The sequence below is a fragment of the uncultured Paraglaciecola sp. genome (assembly GCF_937123705.1).
Classification (GTDB): Bacteria; Pseudomonadota; Gammaproteobacteria; order Enterobacterales; family Alteromonadaceae; genus Paraglaciecola.
Genome location: NZ_CAKZKO010000134.1, coordinates 1 through 17360, shown reverse-complemented (window position 1 = coordinate 17360; position 17360 = coordinate 1). Strand labels below are relative to the sequence as shown.

General features: G+C 42.3%; 18 protein-coding genes. 11 read left to right on the top strand and 7 right to left on the bottom strand.

Annotation, left to right across the window (positions count from 1 at the left end; all coding sequences use genetic code 11):
* Positions 1-6: 6 nt before the first annotated feature.
* Genes hisD through hisIE form a run of 8 tightly spaced genes read left to right on the top strand, consistent with a single transcriptional unit; the run spans position 7 to position 7304 of the window.
* On the top strand, positions 7-1317 hold the full coding sequence (hisD, locus tag Q0688_RS16615) for a histidinol dehydrogenase (protein WP_299079380.1): 1311 nt from the start codon (positions 7-9) through the stop codon (positions 1315-1317).
* Positions 1314-2411 carry a histidinol-phosphate transaminase gene (hisC, locus tag Q0688_RS16610; RefSeq protein WP_299079377.1) on the top strand — a complete coding sequence of 366 codons (1098 nt, stop codon included), beginning with the start codon at positions 1314-1316 and terminating at the stop codon, positions 2409-2411. Before hisD ends, hisC begins: the two co-directional genes overlap by 4 nt.
* Positions 2408-3478 carry a bifunctional histidinol-phosphatase/imidazoleglycerol-phosphate dehydratase HisB gene (gene hisB, locus Q0688_RS16605; protein WP_299079374.1) on the top strand — a complete coding sequence of 357 codons (1071 nt, stop codon included), beginning with the start codon at positions 2408-2410 and terminating at the stop codon, positions 3476-3478. The genes hisC and hisB overlap by 4 nt, the downstream gene beginning before the upstream one ends.
* Before the next feature lie 2 nt (positions 3479-3480).
* Complete coding sequence (hisH, locus tag Q0688_RS16600) at positions 3481-4086, top strand: imidazole glycerol phosphate synthase subunit HisH (protein WP_299079371.1); 606 nt, start codon at positions 3481-3483, stop codon at positions 4084-4086.
* A 25-nt stretch (positions 4087-4111) separates the two neighbouring features.
* Positions 4112-4852: a 1-(5-phosphoribosyl)-5-[(5-phosphoribosylamino)methylideneamino]imidazole-4-carboxamide isomerase gene (gene hisA / locus Q0688_RS16595; protein WP_299079368.1), complete on the top strand. Its 741-nt coding sequence runs from the start codon at positions 4112-4114 to the stop codon at positions 4850-4852.
* Positions 4853-4906: 54 nt separating this feature from the next.
* Positions 4907-5905, top strand: a complete 999-nt coding sequence (locus tag Q0688_RS16590) for a branched-chain amino acid aminotransferase (protein ID WP_299079365.1) — start codon at positions 4907-4909, stop codon at positions 5903-5905.
* A 6-nt stretch (positions 5906-5911) separates the two neighbouring features.
* Positions 5912-6685 (top strand): imidazole glycerol phosphate synthase subunit HisF, encoded by a 774-nt coding sequence (hisF, locus tag Q0688_RS16585; RefSeq protein ID WP_299079362.1) that lies wholly within the window; start codon positions 5912-5914, stop codon positions 6683-6685.
* Position 6686: 1 nt separating this feature from the next.
* The gene (hisIE, locus tag Q0688_RS16580; protein WP_299079359.1) at positions 6687-7304 is read left to right on the top strand and encodes a bifunctional phosphoribosyl-AMP cyclohydrolase/phosphoribosyl-ATP diphosphatase HisIE; all 618 of its coding nucleotides are present in this window, start codon (positions 6687-6689) and stop codon (positions 7302-7304) included.
* Between the two features lie 151 nt (positions 7305-7455).
* Here the strand turns inward: hisIE and Q0688_RS16575 are convergent, their stop codons facing one another.
* Positions 7456-7743, bottom strand: a complete 288-nt coding sequence (locus tag Q0688_RS16575) for a type II toxin-antitoxin system RelE/ParE family toxin (RefSeq protein WP_299079356.1) — start codon at positions 7741-7743, stop codon at positions 7456-7458.
* Positions 7736-7987, bottom strand: coding sequence for a type II toxin-antitoxin system ParD family antitoxin (locus tag Q0688_RS16570; protein ID WP_299079352.1), 252 nt, complete (start codon positions 7985-7987; stop codon positions 7736-7738). Before Q0688_RS16570 ends, Q0688_RS16575 begins: the two co-directional genes overlap by 8 nt.
* A gap of 278 nt (positions 7988-8265) precedes the next feature.
* Here Q0688_RS16570 and Q0688_RS16565 point away from each other — a divergent pair, with 278 nt between their 5' ends.
* The 3 genes from Q0688_RS16565 to Q0688_RS16555 are packed head-to-tail and all read left to right on the top strand — an operon-like array spanning position 8266 to position 12642.
* Positions 8266-8862 (top strand): TetR/AcrR family transcriptional regulator, encoded by a 597-nt coding sequence (locus tag Q0688_RS16565; protein ID WP_299079348.1) that lies wholly within the window; start codon positions 8266-8268, stop codon positions 8860-8862.
* Entirely contained in the window at positions 8859-9605 is a 747-nt protein-coding gene (locus tag Q0688_RS16560) for an efflux RND transporter periplasmic adaptor subunit (protein WP_299079345.1), read from the top strand. Before Q0688_RS16565 ends, Q0688_RS16560 begins: the two co-directional genes overlap by 4 nt.
* A 4-nt stretch (positions 9606-9609) precedes the next feature.
* Positions 9610-12642 carry an efflux RND transporter permease subunit gene (locus tag Q0688_RS16555; RefSeq protein ID WP_299079342.1) on the top strand — a complete coding sequence of 1011 codons (3033 nt, stop codon included), beginning with the start codon at positions 9610-9612 and terminating at the stop codon, positions 12640-12642.
* 28 nt (positions 12643-12670) lie between these two features.
* Here the strand turns inward: Q0688_RS16555 and Q0688_RS16550 are convergent, their stop codons facing one another.
* The 5 genes from Q0688_RS16550 to Q0688_RS16530 all read right to left on the bottom strand — a co-directional run.
* Positions 12671-13291, bottom strand: a complete 621-nt coding sequence (locus tag Q0688_RS16550) for a class I SAM-dependent methyltransferase (RefSeq protein ID WP_299079340.1) — start codon at positions 13289-13291, stop codon at positions 12671-12673.
* A 17-nt stretch (positions 13292-13308) separates the two neighbouring features.
* Positions 13309-13848 (bottom strand): DUF6151 family protein, encoded by a 540-nt coding sequence (locus tag Q0688_RS16545; RefSeq protein WP_299079335.1) that lies wholly within the window; start codon positions 13846-13848, stop codon positions 13309-13311.
* Between the two features lie 82 nt (positions 13849-13930).
* Positions 13931-14851: an alpha/beta hydrolase gene (locus tag Q0688_RS16540; protein ID WP_299079332.1), complete on the bottom strand. Its 921-nt coding sequence runs from the start codon at positions 14849-14851 to the stop codon at positions 13931-13933.
* Between the two features lie 85 nt (positions 14852-14936).
* On the bottom strand, positions 14937-16739 hold the full coding sequence (locus tag Q0688_RS16535; protein ID WP_299079330.1) for an acyl-CoA dehydrogenase C-terminal domain-containing protein: 1803 nt from the start codon (positions 16737-16739) through the stop codon (positions 14937-14939).
* Positions 16740-16834: 95 nt separating this feature from the next.
* On the bottom strand, positions 16835-17360 hold a 526-nt coding region (locus tag Q0688_RS16530), incomplete at its 5' end, for a thiamine pyrophosphate-dependent enzyme (protein WP_299079327.1).

Below are 17360 nucleotides of genomic sequence, written 5' to 3'. Positions count from 1 at the left end.
TCCGTCATGCAAAATTGGCCAAAATTGACCCCAAAACAACAAGCCGAGCTGTTAAGTAGACCTGCACTCGCCGATAGCCAAGCGTTGAGCGATACTGTTGCCGGTATTATTCAGCAGGTTAAGCAACAAGGTGATGCTGCTTTGTTGCAATTGACTGAACGATTTGATGGCGCAAAATTGGATGGATTACGTTTTAGTGATAGTTCTTTAGGTAGTTTTGCTAGCGAGTTAAAGCCCGAAGTGAAATGGGCCATAGATCAAGCCTATGCCAATATTAAGGCATTTCACCAAGCGCAATACCCAGAAGATGTCGAAGTGGAAACCACGCCCGGCGTAGTGTGCGAACTTAAACACGCACCATTAGCATCGGTAGGATTGTATATCCCAGGTGGCACAGCGCCGTTACCGTCAACCGTATTAATGCTGGGCGCAACGGCTCAAGTAGCAGGTTGCCCACGCAAAGTGCTATGTACGCCCCCCAACAAAGAAGGGCAAATAGCCGTTGAAATTCGCTATGCAGCCAGTTTATGTGGCATCGACGAAATTTACCTAGTAGGCGGTGCGCAGGCGATTGCCGCTTTAGCATTAGGCACCGAAAGCATACCTAAAGTCGATAAAATTTTTGGTCCCGGCAATAGTTATGTGACCGAAGCCAAACAACAGGTAAGTCGTATTCCAGCAGGCCCTGCCATTGATATGCCAGCAGGTCCATCTGAAGTGTTGGTGATTGCCGATACCCAAGCCAATCCGGTGTTTGTGGCTGCCGATTTATTATCTCAAGCAGAGCACGGCACCGACTCACAAGCGGTTTTAATTTCTAATAGCAGTGAACTAATTGATGAGGTTAAGCTGCAAGTCTCCTTACAGTTGACCCAATTAAGCAGAAAAGAGATTGCCGAACAGGCCATTCAAAACAGCCGTTATATCCTGACCGACAGCTTAGAACAAGCCTTTGAAGTCAGTAATAGTTATGCGCCGGAACACTTAATTGTACAAATCAAAAATGCCCGTGACAGCTTAGATAAGCTCACTAACGCTGGCTCAATATTTGTTGGACAGTGGTCACCCGAATCAGCCGGTGATTATGCCAGTGGCACCAACCATGTTTTACCCACTTATGGTTATGCCCGCAATTATTCAAGCTTAGGTTTAGCCGACTTTATGCGCCGTTACACTGTGCAACAGCTCAGTTACCAAGGCTTACAAAACATCGGTAATGCCATTATGGATTTGGCAGATGCTGAGGGCTTAGACGCTCACAAACAAGCGGTGAAATTAAGACTCGATGCCAAGCAAACCCAAGGTAGTATGTCATGAGCGCTTTAATCGATAAATTGGTTGCTGAAAACTTAAAAGCGTTAAAACCTTACGAATCAGCAAGACGAATTTTTGCAGGTGGCGACAGTAACAGCGAAACTTGGCTAAATGCTAATGAGTCCCCTTTTGCCAATGACTACAGTATTGATAGCGACCACTTAAATCGATACCCCGATTGCCAACCACCGAGCGTTTTATTGCCTTACGCTGAATATGCGGGCGTGCAAAACAATCAATTACTTATTAGCCGTGGTGCAGACGAAGGAATTGAACTACTTATTCGCACCTTTTGCACGCCAGGCAAGGACAAAATCTTAATTTGTCCGCCGACATACGGTATGTACGCCATTAGTGCCGAAACCTGCAATGTAGCTATCGAAAAAGCACCGTTAAATAACGACTTTAGTTTAAATCTTGAGACCATTAAAAGTTTTCAAGGCCAAGTCAACTTAGTATTTATTTGTTCACCGAATAATCCCACTGGAACTTCCGTAGACAAAGAACAATTACAACAAGTGTTAACCCATTTCGCCGATTCGGCCTTAGTAGTGGTTGATGAAGCTTATATTGAATTTGATGCACAAAATACTTGGGCGCCTGAACTGGCAAATTACCCTAACTTAGTGGTATTGCGCACACTATCTAAAGCTTTTGCATTGGCGGGGCTACGTTGTGGTTTTACCTTGGCGAATAGCGAGGTGATCCACAATATTATGAAAGTGATTGCGCCCTACCCTGTGCCCGAGCCTGTGGCACAAATAGCTGCTCAAGCGCTGAGTAACAGCGGGTTACAACAAATGACACAGCAAGTAGAGTATTTGGGCATTCAAAAACAGCAACTAAAGCAACAATTATTACAGTTTCCAGAATTAGAATTGATAGGCGATGACAAAGCTAATTTTATTTTATTCAGACACCCTCTAAAGCAAGCATTGATGGACTTTTTAGTGGCTAACTCGGTACTTATTCGCGATCAATCTAAACAACATAACTTAGAAAATTGCCTTCGTATTTCTCTGGGTACTCAACAACAAAATGAAAAATTGCTGGCCTTAATGGCAAGCTTTTTCTCGCAGCAGGAACAAACAGCATGAGCCAACAAGCCATTCTTTTTATCGATCGTGACGGCACTTTAGTTGAAGAGCCGGCCATCGACAAACAATTAGATAACCTCGATAAATTGGTGTTCGAACCACAAGTGATCCCGGTACTTTTAAAGCTACAGCAAAGTGGGTTTCGTTTAGTGATGGTGTCGAATCAAGACGGCCTAGGCACAGCTAGTTTTCCGCAAACTGATTTTGACTTAGCCCACGATAAAATGATGGATATTTTTTCAAGCCAAGGTGTACTGTTTGATGAGGTATTGATTTGCCCACATTTCGACGCCGACAACTGCAGTTGCCGTAAACCTAAACTCGGTTTAGTCAAAGACTACTTGCAACAAGGCAAAGTCGATTTTACCCGCTCTTTTGTGATTGGCGATCGTGAAACCGATATGCAACTAGCACAAAATATGGGCATAGTCGGGATCCAATATGATCGCGAAAACTTAAATTGGCAGCAGATTGAAAAACAATTATTGGCCTCAAGCCGCGTTGCCTCTGTGGTGCGTAAAACCTCAGAAACCGATATTCATGTGACGGTAGATTTGGACTCAAGTGCTAAGTCAACTATCGAGACTGGCCTTGGCTTTTTTGATCATATGCTGGATCAAATTGCCACCCATGGCGGCTTTGAACTTACCTTAAAAGTAGACGGCGATTTACACATAGACGACCACCACAGCGTTGAAGACACCGCCCTTGCGTTAGGCGATGCCCTTAAAAAAGCCTTAGGCGATAAACGAGGCATAGGCCGCTTTGGTTTTGCCTTACCAATGGATGAATGCCGCGCCGAGTGTATTTTAGATATTTCTAACCGACCGCATCTTAAGTTTGAAGCTGAATTTAGCCGCGAACAAGTGGGCGACATGGCCACCGAAATGGTGCCACATTTTTTCTATTCTTTAGCACAATCTATGGGGTTGTCGTTGCACCTTTCTACCACCGAAGGCAACGCTCACCACCAAGTTGAGAGCTTATTTAAAGTATTTGGCCGCGCCTTACGCCAAGCCATTCATAAACAAGGTGAAGCCTTACCTAGCTCAAAAGGTGCACTGTAAATATGGCGGCTCAACAAATAGTCATTGTGAATACCGGCTGCGCGAATATTTCATCGGTGAAATTTGCCCTTGAACGTTTAGGCCAAAAAGTCACAGTGAGTGATGATTTAGCGGTCATTCAACAAGCCGACAAGGTATTTTTACCTGGTGTAGGCAGTGCTCATACAGCGATGGCAAGCATAGAGAGGAAACAACTTAGCAATTGTATTCAAGGCTTAACTCAGCCGGTATTAGGCATTTGTTTAGGCATGCAGTTGATGGTTGAATCATCCCAAGAGAGTCTAAGCGGTAATACACCTTGTTTAGGTCTTATACCCGGGCAAGTGCAGCGTATGCAAGTAGGTGCTTTACGTTTACCGCACATGGGCTGGAATACCATTACCCCAGTTGCCGGTGCACCATTATTTAAAGGCCTAGACAGCGGTAGCTACTTTTATTTTGTGCACAGCTTTGCGGTGGCGGTTTCAGAATTCACAATGGCCAGTTGCCAATATGGTATGGACTTTTCTGCGGCGCTTCACAAGGACAACTTTTTTGGGGTGCAATTTCACCCTGAGCGTTCCAGCGATGCGGGTGCACAACTTTTGAAAAACTTTATCGAATTATAAGACCAAGAGATTAACAAGGTTACTCATGATCATCCCAGCAATTGATTTAATAGATGGCTCAGTCGTACGTTTATACCAAGGCGACTATGAGCAGAAAACCGAATATAAACTCGACCCTATTGATGTGGTTAACAGCTACGCCGATCAAGGTGCAAAATGGTTACACATAGTTGATTTAACGGGCGCTAAAAACACCAGTAAACGCCAACTCGACTTGATAGGTAAAATGGTTGCCACCAACCGTATGGACTTTCAAGCAGGCGGTGGCATTCGTAGCGAAGCAGACGTAGCGCAACTTTTAAATATTGGCGTTAAACGTGTGGTGATAGGCTCGTTGGCAGTAAAAGAGCCAGAGCTGGTGAAAGGCTGGATAACTAAATACGGTGCCGATGCCATAGTGTTAGCTTTAGATATAAACATTGACGAGTCGGGGAATAAGTTTATCGCAACCCACGGCTGGCAAGAAAATTCAGGCGTGTCGATTGAAGCCTTGCTCGAAGACTTATTATCAGTGGGCGCTAAACACGTGTTATGTACCGACATCAGCCGTGACGGCACTTTGCAAGGCGCGAATCATCAACTTTACACCCAGATGACCGAACAATTTCCAACTGTAGGTTGGCAAGCCTCTGGTGGTATTGGTAATCTGGATGATATAGCCATACTTAAACCGACTAACGTCAGTGGCGTGATTTTAGGACGCGCACTACTAGAAGGTAAATTTACCGTAGAGCAAGCCATTGCGTGTTGGAACAGCGGTATATAATCAGCACAAATTATATTAGTAAGCACTTTAAAAACAACAAATTAGGAAATTATCATGGCGGCTTTTGGAACAGTGTTTATGCCCAAGATGGCATACACTAGCTTTGAAAATAATCAGTGGAATGCAGCAAACATTGTTGCATCCGACAGCATCCAGTTACATCCCGGTGCCCATGTTTTACATTATTCAAGCACCTGTTTTGAAGGACTAAAAGCCTTTAAGCATGCGGATGGTAGTATTCATGTGTTTCGTATGGATCAAAACCTCAACCGTTTTGCTCAAAGTAGCCGTTTATTGTCGTTGCCTGATATAGACCAAGGGCAAGTCTCGCAGATGATATTGGACATAGTAGAACAATACAGCGCCGATATTCCAGAGCCTCCCGGCTCAATGTATATCCGCCCGACCCACATAGGCACTGAAGCCGCTATAGGTAAAGCCGCCGCGCCCAGTGCAAGCTCGATGATTTATGTGCTTACGTCCCCTGTAGGCGACTACTTCTCTGGTGGTGCTAAACCTCTTAGATTATTACTAGACGAAACAGGCATGCGCTGTGCTCCGCATATGGGTATGGTAAAAAGTGGTGGCAACTATGCCAGCGCATTAGGCCCTATTTTAGCTGCCAAACAAGATGTGCAAGCTGACCAAATATTATTTTGTCCCAATGGTGATGTACAAGAAACCGGTGCGGCCAATTTCATACTTATAGATGGCAACGAAGTGATTACCAAAGCCTTAGATTCTTCGTTTTTACACGGTGTAACCCGCGGCTCTATTTTAACCCTAGCCGCCGATATGGGAATGAAAGTGACCGAAACCCAATTAAGCGTTACCGAATTACTTGAGAGAGCTGCCAAACCTAATGTTGAAGCCGCCCTTTCTGGTACTGCAGCAGTACTCACCTCGGTTGGTACACTTATTCACAACGGCAAAGAGTACCCAGTTGGCACAGGTGAGCATGGTCCAACGACCCAAAAATTACGCCAAGCATTGAATGACATTCAGTGGGGCAAAACACCCGACACACACAACTGGTTAACTAAGGTAGGGTAATATTTAATGTTAGCTAGACGTATTATTCCCTGCTTAGATGTCAAAGACGGCAAAGTAGTCAAAGGGGTTAAATTTCGTAATCACGAAATCATTGGTGACATTGTACCCTTAGCCCAGCAATACGCACAGCAAGGGGCAGATGAGTTAGTATTTTACGACATCACAGCATCCAGCGATCAGCGCGTGGTAGATAAAAGCTGGGTCACCCGTATTGCACAGGTCATTGATATCCCATTTTGTGTAGCCGGTGGTATCAAAACCATCGAAGACGCCGGTAAAATATTAGAAATGGGCGCCGACAAAATATCCGTCAACTCACCCGCTTTGGCCGACCCAGAACTGATCACCCGTTTACACGATACTTACGGTCAACAATGTGTAGTGGTGGGCATCGACAGTTTTTTCAATGAAGAAACCGGACAATACCAAGTGCATCAATACACAGGCGACGAATCACGCACCCAAGTGACTGCATGGCAAACCGCCGATTGGATTAAAGAAGTGCAACAAAGAGGTGCCGGAGAAATTGTGCTTAACTGCATGAATCAAGATGGTGTGCGTCAGGGCTACGATATTAAACAACTGTCGGCAATCAGACAAAGTTGCAAAGTACCTTTAATTGCCTCAGGCGGCGCAGGTGAAAGCATTCACTTTAAGGATGTATTTGAACAAGCCGATGTAGACGGCGCATTAGCAGCTTCGGTGTTTCATAAAGGCATTATCCCCATACCAGAATTGAAGGCATACTTGCGTAAACAAAATATAGCCATAAGAGATTAAGATGATTATTACAAAAGACACAGTGGTAAATTTAGCTTGGGACAAGATGGATAACCTTATTCCATGTATTGTGCAAAATGCAGTAAGCGGCAAAGTGTTAATGCAAGGGTTTATGAACCAAGACGCATTAGGTAAAACCTTAGAAACAGGTTTAGTGACATTTTTTAGTCGCTCAAAACAGCGCTTGTGGACCAAAGGCGAAGAGTCTGGCAATAGCCTTAATCTCGTGGAAATTAGCAGTGATTGTGATAACGATTCGATACTTGCTTTAGTTAATCCTGTTGGCACTACTTGCCACAAAGGCACCGAAACTTGCTGGGCTGATAGCCAATCAGCTGACATCAGTTTTATCTCTGAATTAGAATCTGTGATTGCCTCACGTAAAGGCGCAGATCCCGACTCTAGCTACACCGCACACCTCTACAGCAAAGGCATAAAACGAATCGCCCAAAAAGTAGGAGAAGAAGGGGTCGAAACCGCTCTAGCCGCCACTGTAAAAGACTTAGAAGAATTAAAAAACGAATCTGCTGATTTGTTGTATCACCTAATTGTATTGCTACAGGCTAGCGATTTGAATTTATCAGATGTGGTTGGTGTGTTGAGGAAAAGGCATAAGTGATCCTACTAAACAGCAGTAGTTGACATCCAGTGTGTAAAGTTTTTAAGGTTTTAGCTTGGCCATTCAGACTTTAATGAGCGAATTGAAGCCGCCAAGGTTGTCACATCTGCAAGGAAAAATTCGCGCCAAACCGGCCGTTTGGCGAACTAAGCTAATTGTAACGATTTTGACGCTTGACTAGCCCCATAATTTCAACAGTATCATTAATTACCCTGTAATAAACTGAGTGCTTACCGCAAACACTTCTTCTATAACCTTGACGAATTTCATCGACATTTTGGTATAGATAAGGGTTTTCACATAAGGTATTGAAGTGGTTTATTATACCATCGTAATAAAAGTCAGCTTGTATTTCTCCCCAGTTAAGGAAACCTTCTTCATAAATAGCGCTAAGATCATTTTGTGCTGTGAGCGAAAGTTTTAAGAAGTAATCAGACATCTTTCTTTAAGCGAGTTTTCACCATATTCCTAATTTCATCAGGCGTCTGTAGGCTATACCCACTATTTTCCGCACTAATCAACTTTTCTCGAATATAGTTTATCTCGTCAATTCGCATTTGCTTCTCCCGCAATGCGTCACGAATTAACTCGCTGTCTGTACTGTAATTTCCTGTTTCAAGCTGTGATTGCATCCAAACATCTTGAGTATCAGTTACTGTGATACTTTTCTTTACCATTGCCATAAGTTTCTCTAAAGCTTAATTAGTAGGATTTAATCCTACCACAAACGAGTAATAATTTGTACGCGCTAAAGGGTACTTACCCTCTAGTCATCCATCGCAACAACTTTGCAGTTCAATTCAAACCTACAGGCCTATCTTAATTCAGTTTAGCGTCATAGGTATTAATAAATAGACCAAAAAAATTGTATTTTCTATTTGACTTAAATTACACTCCCAACTAATGACCGACTGTCGGTCATTTGTTGGGTGGCACATAAAGAGTCTTTTAGTAGGTATTCATGGCGATCAAAGTAGATAAAGACCAAAAGAGAAAAGACATTGCAGCCGCTTGTACCGAGCTGCTTTTGGAAAAAGGCTTAAAAAATCTAACCATTACCGAAATTGCTAAAACCGCAGGCATTGGCAAAGGTACTGTGTATGACTATTTTGCCAATAAAGAAGAAATAGTATTTGAGATTATTCGCAATTTTATCGCAGAACATCATCAAAACTTGTTAAGCCAGAACGACAAACAAACCTCAACCAAACAAAAAATAATCTATCTGTTCGATTTTTTCTTATCCGAAACGAATCCTTATGAAAAGCACTTGGATTTTTACCGAGAGTACCTAAGCATCACCTTGTCTTCAAAATGTAACCCAATGGTGGAATTCAATCGAGAATGCTCAGAATTTGTCAGAAATATCCTCGAAGACATCATCGAGGAAGGCATAGATAAAGGTGAAATCAAGGAAATTTCTAGAAACCTCATTGACGGAATAATAAAAGCAGAACGAGGATTTATGCTTGTAGCATGGGCAGATGGCCAAGATTTGAAACAAGCATTTAGAGAATATATAAGCACCCTATTCGATTTGATAGAGATAAAAAAATGAAAAAAATAATAGCGTTAGCACTAGCTCTTTGCATGACCAACGTACATGCAAAAGAAATTTACGCAACCTTTACGGTATTTGCCAAACAGGGGGCAAGTTTGGCCTTTAACTCCAGCGGCATAGTGAAAGAACTACATGTAGACATTATGAGTGTGGTTAAAAAGGGGGACGTGCTGGCGACCTTAGCTAGTGAAGATTTAGTCGCCACTAATAATGCCTCAAAAGTCACCCTAAAATATGCCAAGTTGGACTACCAAAGGCATCAAGGCTTGTATAAACAAAAGCTAATTGATAAGTCCATGCTGGATAAATATGCTCAAGCTTACGAGGCCATAAAAGCCCATATAGAGATTGAAAAAACTCAATACGCTAAAACAATCTTACGTGCGCCTTTTGATGGCGTGATCACCAAAAGAATGATTGAGTTGGGTGATGTAGTCAGCGGTCAGATGCTTAAAACAGCCTTTAATATTCAAAGTGAAAGCGCTCGGATTTTAGTGGTGGAGTTTGACCAAAAATATAACAGCGATGTGAAAATTGGCGATCTCTTTTTGTATAAAGTTGATGGTGATGAAACCCAGTACACAGGCAAAATTTTTCGAATTTACCCTGAGGTGAATGGTGACAACCGCAAAATTGCATTGCAAGTGCAAGCCAAAGATTTAAAAGTGGGTCTATTTGGTGAAGGCAAAATTATCACCTCAGATGCAAATAATACCTCAGTAGCAGATAGCCAAGAGTAGTCCTATGTATAAATTTGCAATTAATCGCCCCATCACCATTCTTATGGCCGTGATGGCACTGATAATTTTTGGTCTCAAGTCATACTCTTCTATGCCATTGGCGCTCTACCCCAACGTAGATTTTCCAATAATTACCATACTCACAACCTACCCAGGAGCTGACGCCAAAACCGTTGAATCTAAAATCACCGATAAAATTGAAGAGTCGGTGTCAGGCATAAGTGGTATTGATAAGTTAAGCTCTACCAGTTTTGAGGGTCTAAGCCAAGTTGTGGTGCAGTTTGACCTTGATCGAGATATCAGCGAGGCGGCCAATGACGTCAGAGATAAAATAGGCGCGATTATATTACCAGAAAACGCCCTAGCCCCTGTGGTCCAAAAAATCAGTACTGCCGGTGAAGCAATAAGTATGTTTGTTGCCACAAAAAGCGGTGATATGTCGGCATTAATGCAGTTGGTTGATGAAAAAATCAAACCCAAGTTACAGCGCATTCCAAATGTGGGTGATGTCACCATTGATGGCTATCAAGACCGAGAAATTCGTATTTTAGTCGACCCTTATTTGCTGAATAAATACAATATTTCAGCCATCGAATTGCAAAACATCATTAGCCAAGAAAACTTCAAATCCAGCTCGGGCAAAAGTATTAATGATAAACAAGAGTTAATTATTAAGTTTCAAGGAGACGCCAAAAACATTGCATCACTTGGAAACATTGAAATAAAACCTGGATTGCCGTTAAAAGATATTGCCACTGTTTTTGATGGATTAAGCGATGTTGAAAGTTATTCATCGTTTAATGGGCAAGCGGGCGTGATGCTAAAAATCATGAAGATTTCTGGCACCAACGTGATTGGTATTATCAACCAAACCAAACAAATTTTGCCTGAAATTCAAGCCTTAGCTGGCGATGAATACGACATCACCTTAATCAAAGACCAATCAGGTAAAATCATCCAAAGTGTCGATCAGGTAAAGTTTGATTTAGTATTCGGTGCTGTGCTATCCATAGTAATCGTGTTTATGTTTTTGCGAAACTTCACTGCCACTATAGTGTCTGCTTTGGCGATCCCTACTTCGATTATTGGTACCTTTGCTATCATAGACTATCTAGGTTATGACCTAAACAAACTCACCTTAATTGGCTTGACCCTTGCGATAGGAATATTTATTGATGACGCCATAGTGGTGATTGAAAATATCAGTAAAAAGATGGAATCGGGAATGGAAGCGTTTCAAGCGACCTACGAAGGCGTCCACGAAATTGCCTTTTCGTTATTAGCTATTTCAGCCATGTTATTAGCGGTATTTATCCCGGTTGCCTTTATGGATGGCATAATCGGCAAGTTTTTTAACGCTTTTGCTATTACCGTTGCTTGCGGCATTACCTTATCGTATTTTGTGGCAATAATGTTTATTCCCACAGTTGGCGCAAGAGTATTACGTCACAAAGAAACCACTTTTCATAAAAAAACCGAACCGCTTTTAGAAGCATTAGATAATGGCTATGTAAAAATTCTTAAACCCCTAATCAAGTTTAAATACCTCACTGTTATTGTGACCTTTGGATTTCTTATTTTATCGAGCCAGATATTCACTAACGTGGGCATGGATTTTGTGCCTGCTGAAGACGATAGCGAATTTCAAATTACCGCCAAAGCGGAAGTAGGTACCTCTATTGAGGAAATGAAACGCAGAATGTCTCCCATTTTAGAAGCCGTAGCCAAAGATGGAATGGTTGAATATCATGCCCTAAGTATTGGCTATAGCGCCGCAAAAGAATCCCACAAAGCGCTAGTGTATGTAAAATTGAAACCTATTGAACAACGCCCTCTAGGTCAATCTGAAGTCATTTCAAAATACCGTGAGCAATTTAAATCTCTCAACTCTATGAAATTAGCGATCGAGAAAATCCCCCCCATCAGCACGGGTACTAGTAATGCCCCGGTGCAAATTGTGATCACTGGTGATGACTTAAACACGCTAAAAGAAATATCAGATAAGGTATCAGATATGTTGGGCAAATTTGAAGGAGCCGTGGATGTCGACAGTGATTATCAGGATGGGAAACCCGAGATCACCATTTCGATGATCAGGCAAAACACCACGCGACTAGGCATAACCGCTTCACAAATCGCCGCTTTACTGAATTCAAATTATTCCAGCGAAAGCAAAATCAGTAATTTCGAACAAAACGGCAGAGAATACGATATCACCCTAAGATTTGATGATAAAAGCCGTGCCGATATGAATAGCCTTAAGAAACTACAAATCCACGCCAGCAATGGTGAATATGTATTTCTTGATGGCTTAGTCAATTTTGAACAAAGTCGCTCCATAGCTACGGTTAATCGTTTTGATCGTGAAAGAAAAGTGATGGTAAGCAGTAACTTGTCGAATGTTCCTCTTAATTCTATCGTGTCTCAGGTCGAAGATAATATCGAGGCATTACTGCCAGAAGGCTACAACTACATTTTTGCAGGTGATGTAGAAAGTATGCAAGAGACTGGCGTTGCTTTTGCTGCAGCTGTGGCATTGGCTGTGGTGTTAATCTTTTTGATTCTGGCGGCCTTATACGAGTCTCTCATTCAACCTATTATCATCATGGTGACTATGCCCTTAGCCTTTACTGGGGTGATAACTGCGCTAGGACTAAGTGGTAATAACTTCTCTTTGTTTGTAATGATAGGCATCATTTTACTCTTGGGAATGGTAGGTAAAAATGCCATCTTAGTAGTGGACTTTGCCAACCGCGCCATTAAAGATGGCGAATCAGTGGACGATGCCCTGATCCATGCCGGTGAAAAACGCCTACGACCGATTTTAATGACTACTTTTGCCATGGTGGGCGCTATGATGCCACTGGCATTTGGCAGCGGTGCAGGCCACGAGATGAACTCCCCTATGGCATTATCGGTGATCGGCGGTTTAGTTAGCTCTACTATCTTGGCACTCTTGGTTGTGCCCGCCTTTTACAAGATTCTTTATCCTGTGGATAGCTGGATCAGGAAATGGTACGAAGTAGGGAAAATTTAACACCAAGTAGAGGTTGCTAAGCCAAAGGTTAGTCTTTGGCTGTCGCCAATAAAATTGAGTGAAACTCCCATTCTGGGTCCTGAAGAACCATCTCGACTTCTTTAAAACCAAGAGATGTGAGGATAGTTCGATATTCTTCAGGCGCTAAACTAGCATGATAAACCTGTTCACCCGCCACAGTGCCCGTCACCTCACCCTCCTCGTGGCCTATGGTTAACATAAGCGACCCCTTAGGGTTAAGGTGCTTTGCAAATAAACCCAAGGTTTGGCGCTGCTCTTGTTGGGTTAAATGGAAAAAACCGTCCCAACTAATAATCCCATCAAAGGTTGACTCGAGTTGTAAATCTCGCATATCCATTGCTATCCAATTAGCCGCTGGAAACCGCGATTTGGCAATAGTTAACATCGCCGCTGAGATATCAAGACCGCTTAATTGAAACCCTTTTGATAAACAATATTCTGAAATAGGCACCCCAGCGCCACAACCTACATCTAACACACTTCCATTAGCTGGTAATGTTGATAGGAATTTATCTAGCCAAAGTTGTTCAAACAATACTCGTGGTCGTTGCTGATCCCAAAGCTTGGCATTATTTTCATAAACTTTGGGTGTGCGTTTGTGAAGGATGTGGAGGTTTTTCTCGCTCATAATAGCTATTCTACAACTCAATTTGGTATTAATGACTTAGCTGAGGGTTGGTGCATACCTTTAAGTTTCCACATCAGCATCATCCTAATCATCCGCAGCGTAATACCTAAAGGGAATTTATCTGCTTTGTGCGGATAAGTAGGTGTGCCGTGGGCATGTTGTGTTTGCACATAAGTTCTAATGGCACCAAGGGTGTTGTGGCGCTCACCTTCGATATTAATAAAGCTGTGAATTAACCCAACAAAGGGAGATTTCGCGCCCATAGTGTTCGCCACTGGTGTATTGCAACAATGGCTATACCAGCGATTTAAGCCTTTAGGTTTTAGGCGTAAACAGCGTAAATGTTCTGCTCCACTGTCAATTCTAACTTGCGATTGTGAGGTTTGAAAAATTTCAGTGCCACCAAACTCATCTAAAATATCGCCCTCTTGGTTGAGATAATTGGCAAAGGCTTGGCAATCGTCACAACAGCAAACCAAACGGTTACCGTTTTTAGGGGTCAGGTTAAGCGCCACACCTTGAACCGCTTTGCATCGACAAGAAAGATTTACATTCATAAAACACTCATCCCCAAAAAGTCTGAATACCTTTATTTGAACAAAATCAACACTAAGCTACTAGTTTTGTTTTATATTCTTTTTAAGAACTTGCCACTAGGAAATCTTGTATTTCTCGATTCACTTCATCTGGTAATTCATGTTGCAACCAATGACTCGCTTGCGGAAATCGCTTTACTTGTACCTTGGGCACGTATTCTTCAATGCCATCAATATTTTCTTTAACAAATGCTTGGTCTTGCTCGCCCCATAAAATTAGCGTTGGACAGCTGATCCGAATATTGGGTATTTTCATTTGAGTGGTTGAGATCACGTGTGAACTTGTATCGCCATTAGAGTTTTCAGAAGGTGCCAGTTGTGGCATAGCGCGGTAGTATTGCAACATACCGTCGACAGCGCCGGGTATTGCCCACACATCTTGATAGGCTTGGCACTGGGCATGGCTTAAAGTGCCCGCGCGCATCCCGCCGAATATTTTGTCTTTAAGGTATTGATATTGGTTTTCAGATAACCTTGTTGCAGCGTCTGGGGCGATTAGTTGGTGAATATATTCACTTTTTTGTCGTTGCTCTGGGTTGTGGATCATTTCACGGGTGAAGGTACTAGGATGCGCAGCATTAAGGATCACTAAACGCTTGATTAAATCTGGAAAAAACGCTGTTAACGGCCAAGCAATTGCCCCGCCCCAGTCGTGAGCCACCAGCACTATTTTTTCATTAGGTGCCACCCCTTGAATAAACTTTGCGATAAATTGAATTAAATTGGGCACTTCAAAAAAGCTTTTATCACTTGGCTTATCACTTAAATTATAGCCGGGTAAGTCCGGCGCTATAACCCGATAGTCTTTTGCAAAATAATCCAGCTGGGCATGCCATGTTCCCCAATATTCAGGAAAGCCATGGAGAAATATTATGGTCTCTCGTGGTAAATCGCTAATATTATTAACGCCAGCTTCAACATAATGAAGGTTCACATTTTCAATATTGATAGTTTGATGTTTCATACCAGTCTCCACACTTTTTCCAATAAAAAAGGTGAACACTTTGACATGTTCACCTTTGAATATTCTTAAACGCCTTATAAGGTGCTTAAACGATATTAAACTGCTCTTCTTCCATGTCCATTAGGTTATCAGCACCTGATTCCATAGCCGAAACTAAAGAGCGCGTACGGGTTAACAAACGGTCAAAGTAGAATTTAGCCGTGTGTAACTTGGCTTTATAAAACTCAGGGTCACTGGTACCTTCATCAAGTTTTTGTTGCGCAACCACAGCCATTTTAAGCCAGAAGTAACCAATCACTATATAACCTGAGTACATCAAATAATCCACCGAAGCTGCACCTAGTTCCGCAGGATTTTTGGCGGCACGTTGCATAATGTCTTGGGTGATTTGATGCCATTCATCAATATGTTTGTCGATACTATTCGACCAAGCATTAAACTGGCTCTTATCGCGAATGCTCTTACAGTAATCTTTCACGTCGTTGGTAAATACTGTGAGTAACTTGCCGTTCGAGCCTGCCACTTTTCTGGCCAACAAATCAATGGCCTGAATACCAGTGGTGCCTTCGTACATAGTACAAATACGGGTATCACGGGCCAACTGCTCCATGCCCCACTCGGCTATAAAGCCATGTCCACCAAACACTTGCATACCATAACTGGTAGTTTCTTGCGCCGTTTCTGTTAAAAACGCTTTAAGAATAGGCGTTAACAAAGCCAGTTTAGCTTCAGCCAATTGTTTGGCATCTTCGTCTTGACTTTCATGGGTGATATCCACTAATTGCATCGCGTAGATGGCCAACGCTCTATTTCCTTCTGCGAAGGCTTTTTGAGTTAACAACATACGGCGCACATCAGGGTGATTAATAATGGGATCGGCCGGACCATCTGGGTTTTTAACACCTGTCATGGCTCTAAACTGAAGTCGGTCTTTAGCGTAGGCCAAAGCACCTTGGAATGCCGCTTCTGAAGCTGACAATCCTTCTAAACCTGTGCCTATTCTGGCAGTGTTCATAAAGGTGAACATGCAGTTAAGGCCACGGTTTTCAGTTCCTACCAAATAACCTTTTGCACCGTCAAAATTGATCACACAAGTCGCTGAACCTTTAATGCCCATTTTGTGTTCAATCGATCCACAAGTGACTTGGTTTCGCTCAAGCTTTTCACCGTTAGCACCAGCATGAAACTTAGGTACCACAAACAACGAAATACCCTTAGTACCGCTAGGCGCATCCGGTAAGCGGGCGATAACAATGTGCACGATATTTTCTGACATATCATGCTCACCCGCCGAGATAAATATCTTGGTTCCGGTAATGTTGTAACTGCCATCGGCGTTTGGCTCGGCTTTACATTTCAACATACCTAAGTCAGAACCACAGTGCGGCTCGGTCAAGCACATAGTGCCTGTCCAGCTGCCACCAACAAGGTTATGTAAAAACATCTTTTGTTGTGCTGGGGTGCCATGAGCCTTTAAGGTTTCGATACAACCTTGACTCAAACCTGGGTACATGGCCCAAGAGTGATTGGCAGAACTAAACCACTCGGCCATCACGCTGTTTAAAGAATAAGGTAGATTTTGACCACCAAACTCTTCTGGGTGCGCCATACCTGTCCAGCCACCATCAACATATTGTTGATACGCTTCTTTAAAACCTTTTGGGGTAGTGACATTACCGTTATCAAATTTACAACCTTCTTTATCACCACTTTGGTTCATTGGTAATAATTCATTTTCAGAAAACTTTGCGCATTCTTGTAAAATTGCATCAACTAAATCAGGACTAGCCTCTTCAAATTCAGGGAATTGTTCGTAATGTTTGTAATAACCAAATACATCTTCAAAAAGAAATTTTATATCTGCAATAGGTGCTTTATAAGTCAACATGAATAAACTCCAAATAGGTCTGACCTGTATATTAACTTTATATTATTGAACATTTACTATAAAATCAACTGGTCAAACCACTTATTTTTACGTTATTAAACTCGGCGCCATAAAGCTCTTGAAATCATTCGAACTTTGGTTGGCAATTTCATCCGCTTTAAATTTGTTGTGATAATGCCTTGAGTAAAGCGGGTTTTCTTTGAGTAATCAATATTTACATCTAACACTACAGGGGTATTATCTTGCGCATAGCTAATTGCTTGTGCAAGTTTTTCACTGACATCATCATTCGACTCTATTCGAAGATACTGACAACCACTGGCATGAGCGATAGCTTCAAATTTAACATTAGGTAATACGGTACAGGTTTTTTTATTATAAGGTGTTTGCTGAGCTTGAGAGATTTGTGCTAACTCACCGTCATTAAAAATGGTAAAAATTGCCCCTATATTTAAATGTGCGGCGGTAAATAATTCAGTTTGACTCATCAGAAAAGCGCCATCGCCAATGATCCCCACCACTTGATTATCCGGGTTTGCAAGCTTAGCGCCAATTACGGCAGGAATTGCCAACCCTACGGCGCCACCAAGGTTTAAGCCTGTTTCTGTAATTTCGACACTA

Bases quoted from the DNA above. Each gene is read 5' to 3' on its own strand.
- hisIE (WP_299079359.1), top strand. From the start codon at position 6,687: ATGATTATTACAAAAGACACAGTGGTAAATTTAGCTTGGGACAAGATG.
- Q0688_RS16565 (WP_299079348.1), top strand. From the start codon at position 8,266: ATGGCGATCAAAGTAGATAAAGACCAAAAGAGAAAAGACATTGCAGCC.
- Q0688_RS16545 (WP_299079335.1), bottom strand. From the start codon at position 13,848: ATGAATGTAAATCTTTCTTGTCGATGCAAAGCGGTTCAAGGTGTGGCG.
- hisC (WP_299079377.1), top strand. From the start codon at position 1,314: ATGAGCGCTTTAATCGATAAATTGGTTGCTGAAAACTTAAAAGCGTTA.
- hisB (WP_299079374.1), top strand. From the start codon at position 2,408: ATGAGCCAACAAGCCATTCTTTTTATCGATCGTGACGGCACTTTAGTT.
- hisH (WP_299079371.1), top strand. From the start codon at position 3,481: ATGGCGGCTCAACAAATAGTCATTGTGAATACCGGCTGCGCGAATATT.
- Q0688_RS16550 (WP_299079340.1), bottom strand. From the start codon at position 13,291: ATGAGCGAGAAAAACCTCCACATCCTTCACAAACGCACACCCAAAGTT.
- hisA (WP_299079368.1), top strand. From the start codon at position 4,112: ATGATCATCCCAGCAATTGATTTAATAGATGGCTCAGTCGTACGTTTA.
- hisD (WP_299079380.1), top strand. From the start codon at position 7: ATGCAAAATTGGCCAAAATTGACCCCAAAACAACAAGCCGAGCTGTTA.
- Q0688_RS16570 (WP_299079352.1), bottom strand. From the start codon at position 7,987: ATGGCAATGGTAAAGAAAAGTATCACAGTAACTGATACTCAAGATGTT.
- Q0688_RS16575 (WP_299079356.1), bottom strand. From the start codon at position 7,743: ATGTCTGATTACTTCTTAAAACTTTCGCTCACAGCACAAAATGATCTT.
- Q0688_RS16555 (WP_299079342.1), top strand. From the start codon at position 9,610: ATGTATAAATTTGCAATTAATCGCCCCATCACCATTCTTATGGCCGTG.
- Q0688_RS16590 (WP_299079365.1), top strand. From the start codon at position 4,907: ATGGCGGCTTTTGGAACAGTGTTTATGCCCAAGATGGCATACACTAGC.
- Q0688_RS16540 (WP_299079332.1), bottom strand. From the start codon at position 14,851: ATGAAACATCAAACTATCAATATTGAAAATGTGAACCTTCATTATGTT.
- hisF (WP_299079362.1), top strand. From the start codon at position 5,912: ATGTTAGCTAGACGTATTATTCCCTGCTTAGATGTCAAAGACGGCAAA.
- Q0688_RS16535 (WP_299079330.1), bottom strand. From the start codon at position 16,739: ATGTTGACTTATAAAGCACCTATTGCAGATATAAAATTTCTTTTTGAA.
- Q0688_RS16560 (WP_299079345.1), top strand. From the start codon at position 8,859: ATGAAAAAAATAATAGCGTTAGCACTAGCTCTTTGCATGACCAACGTA.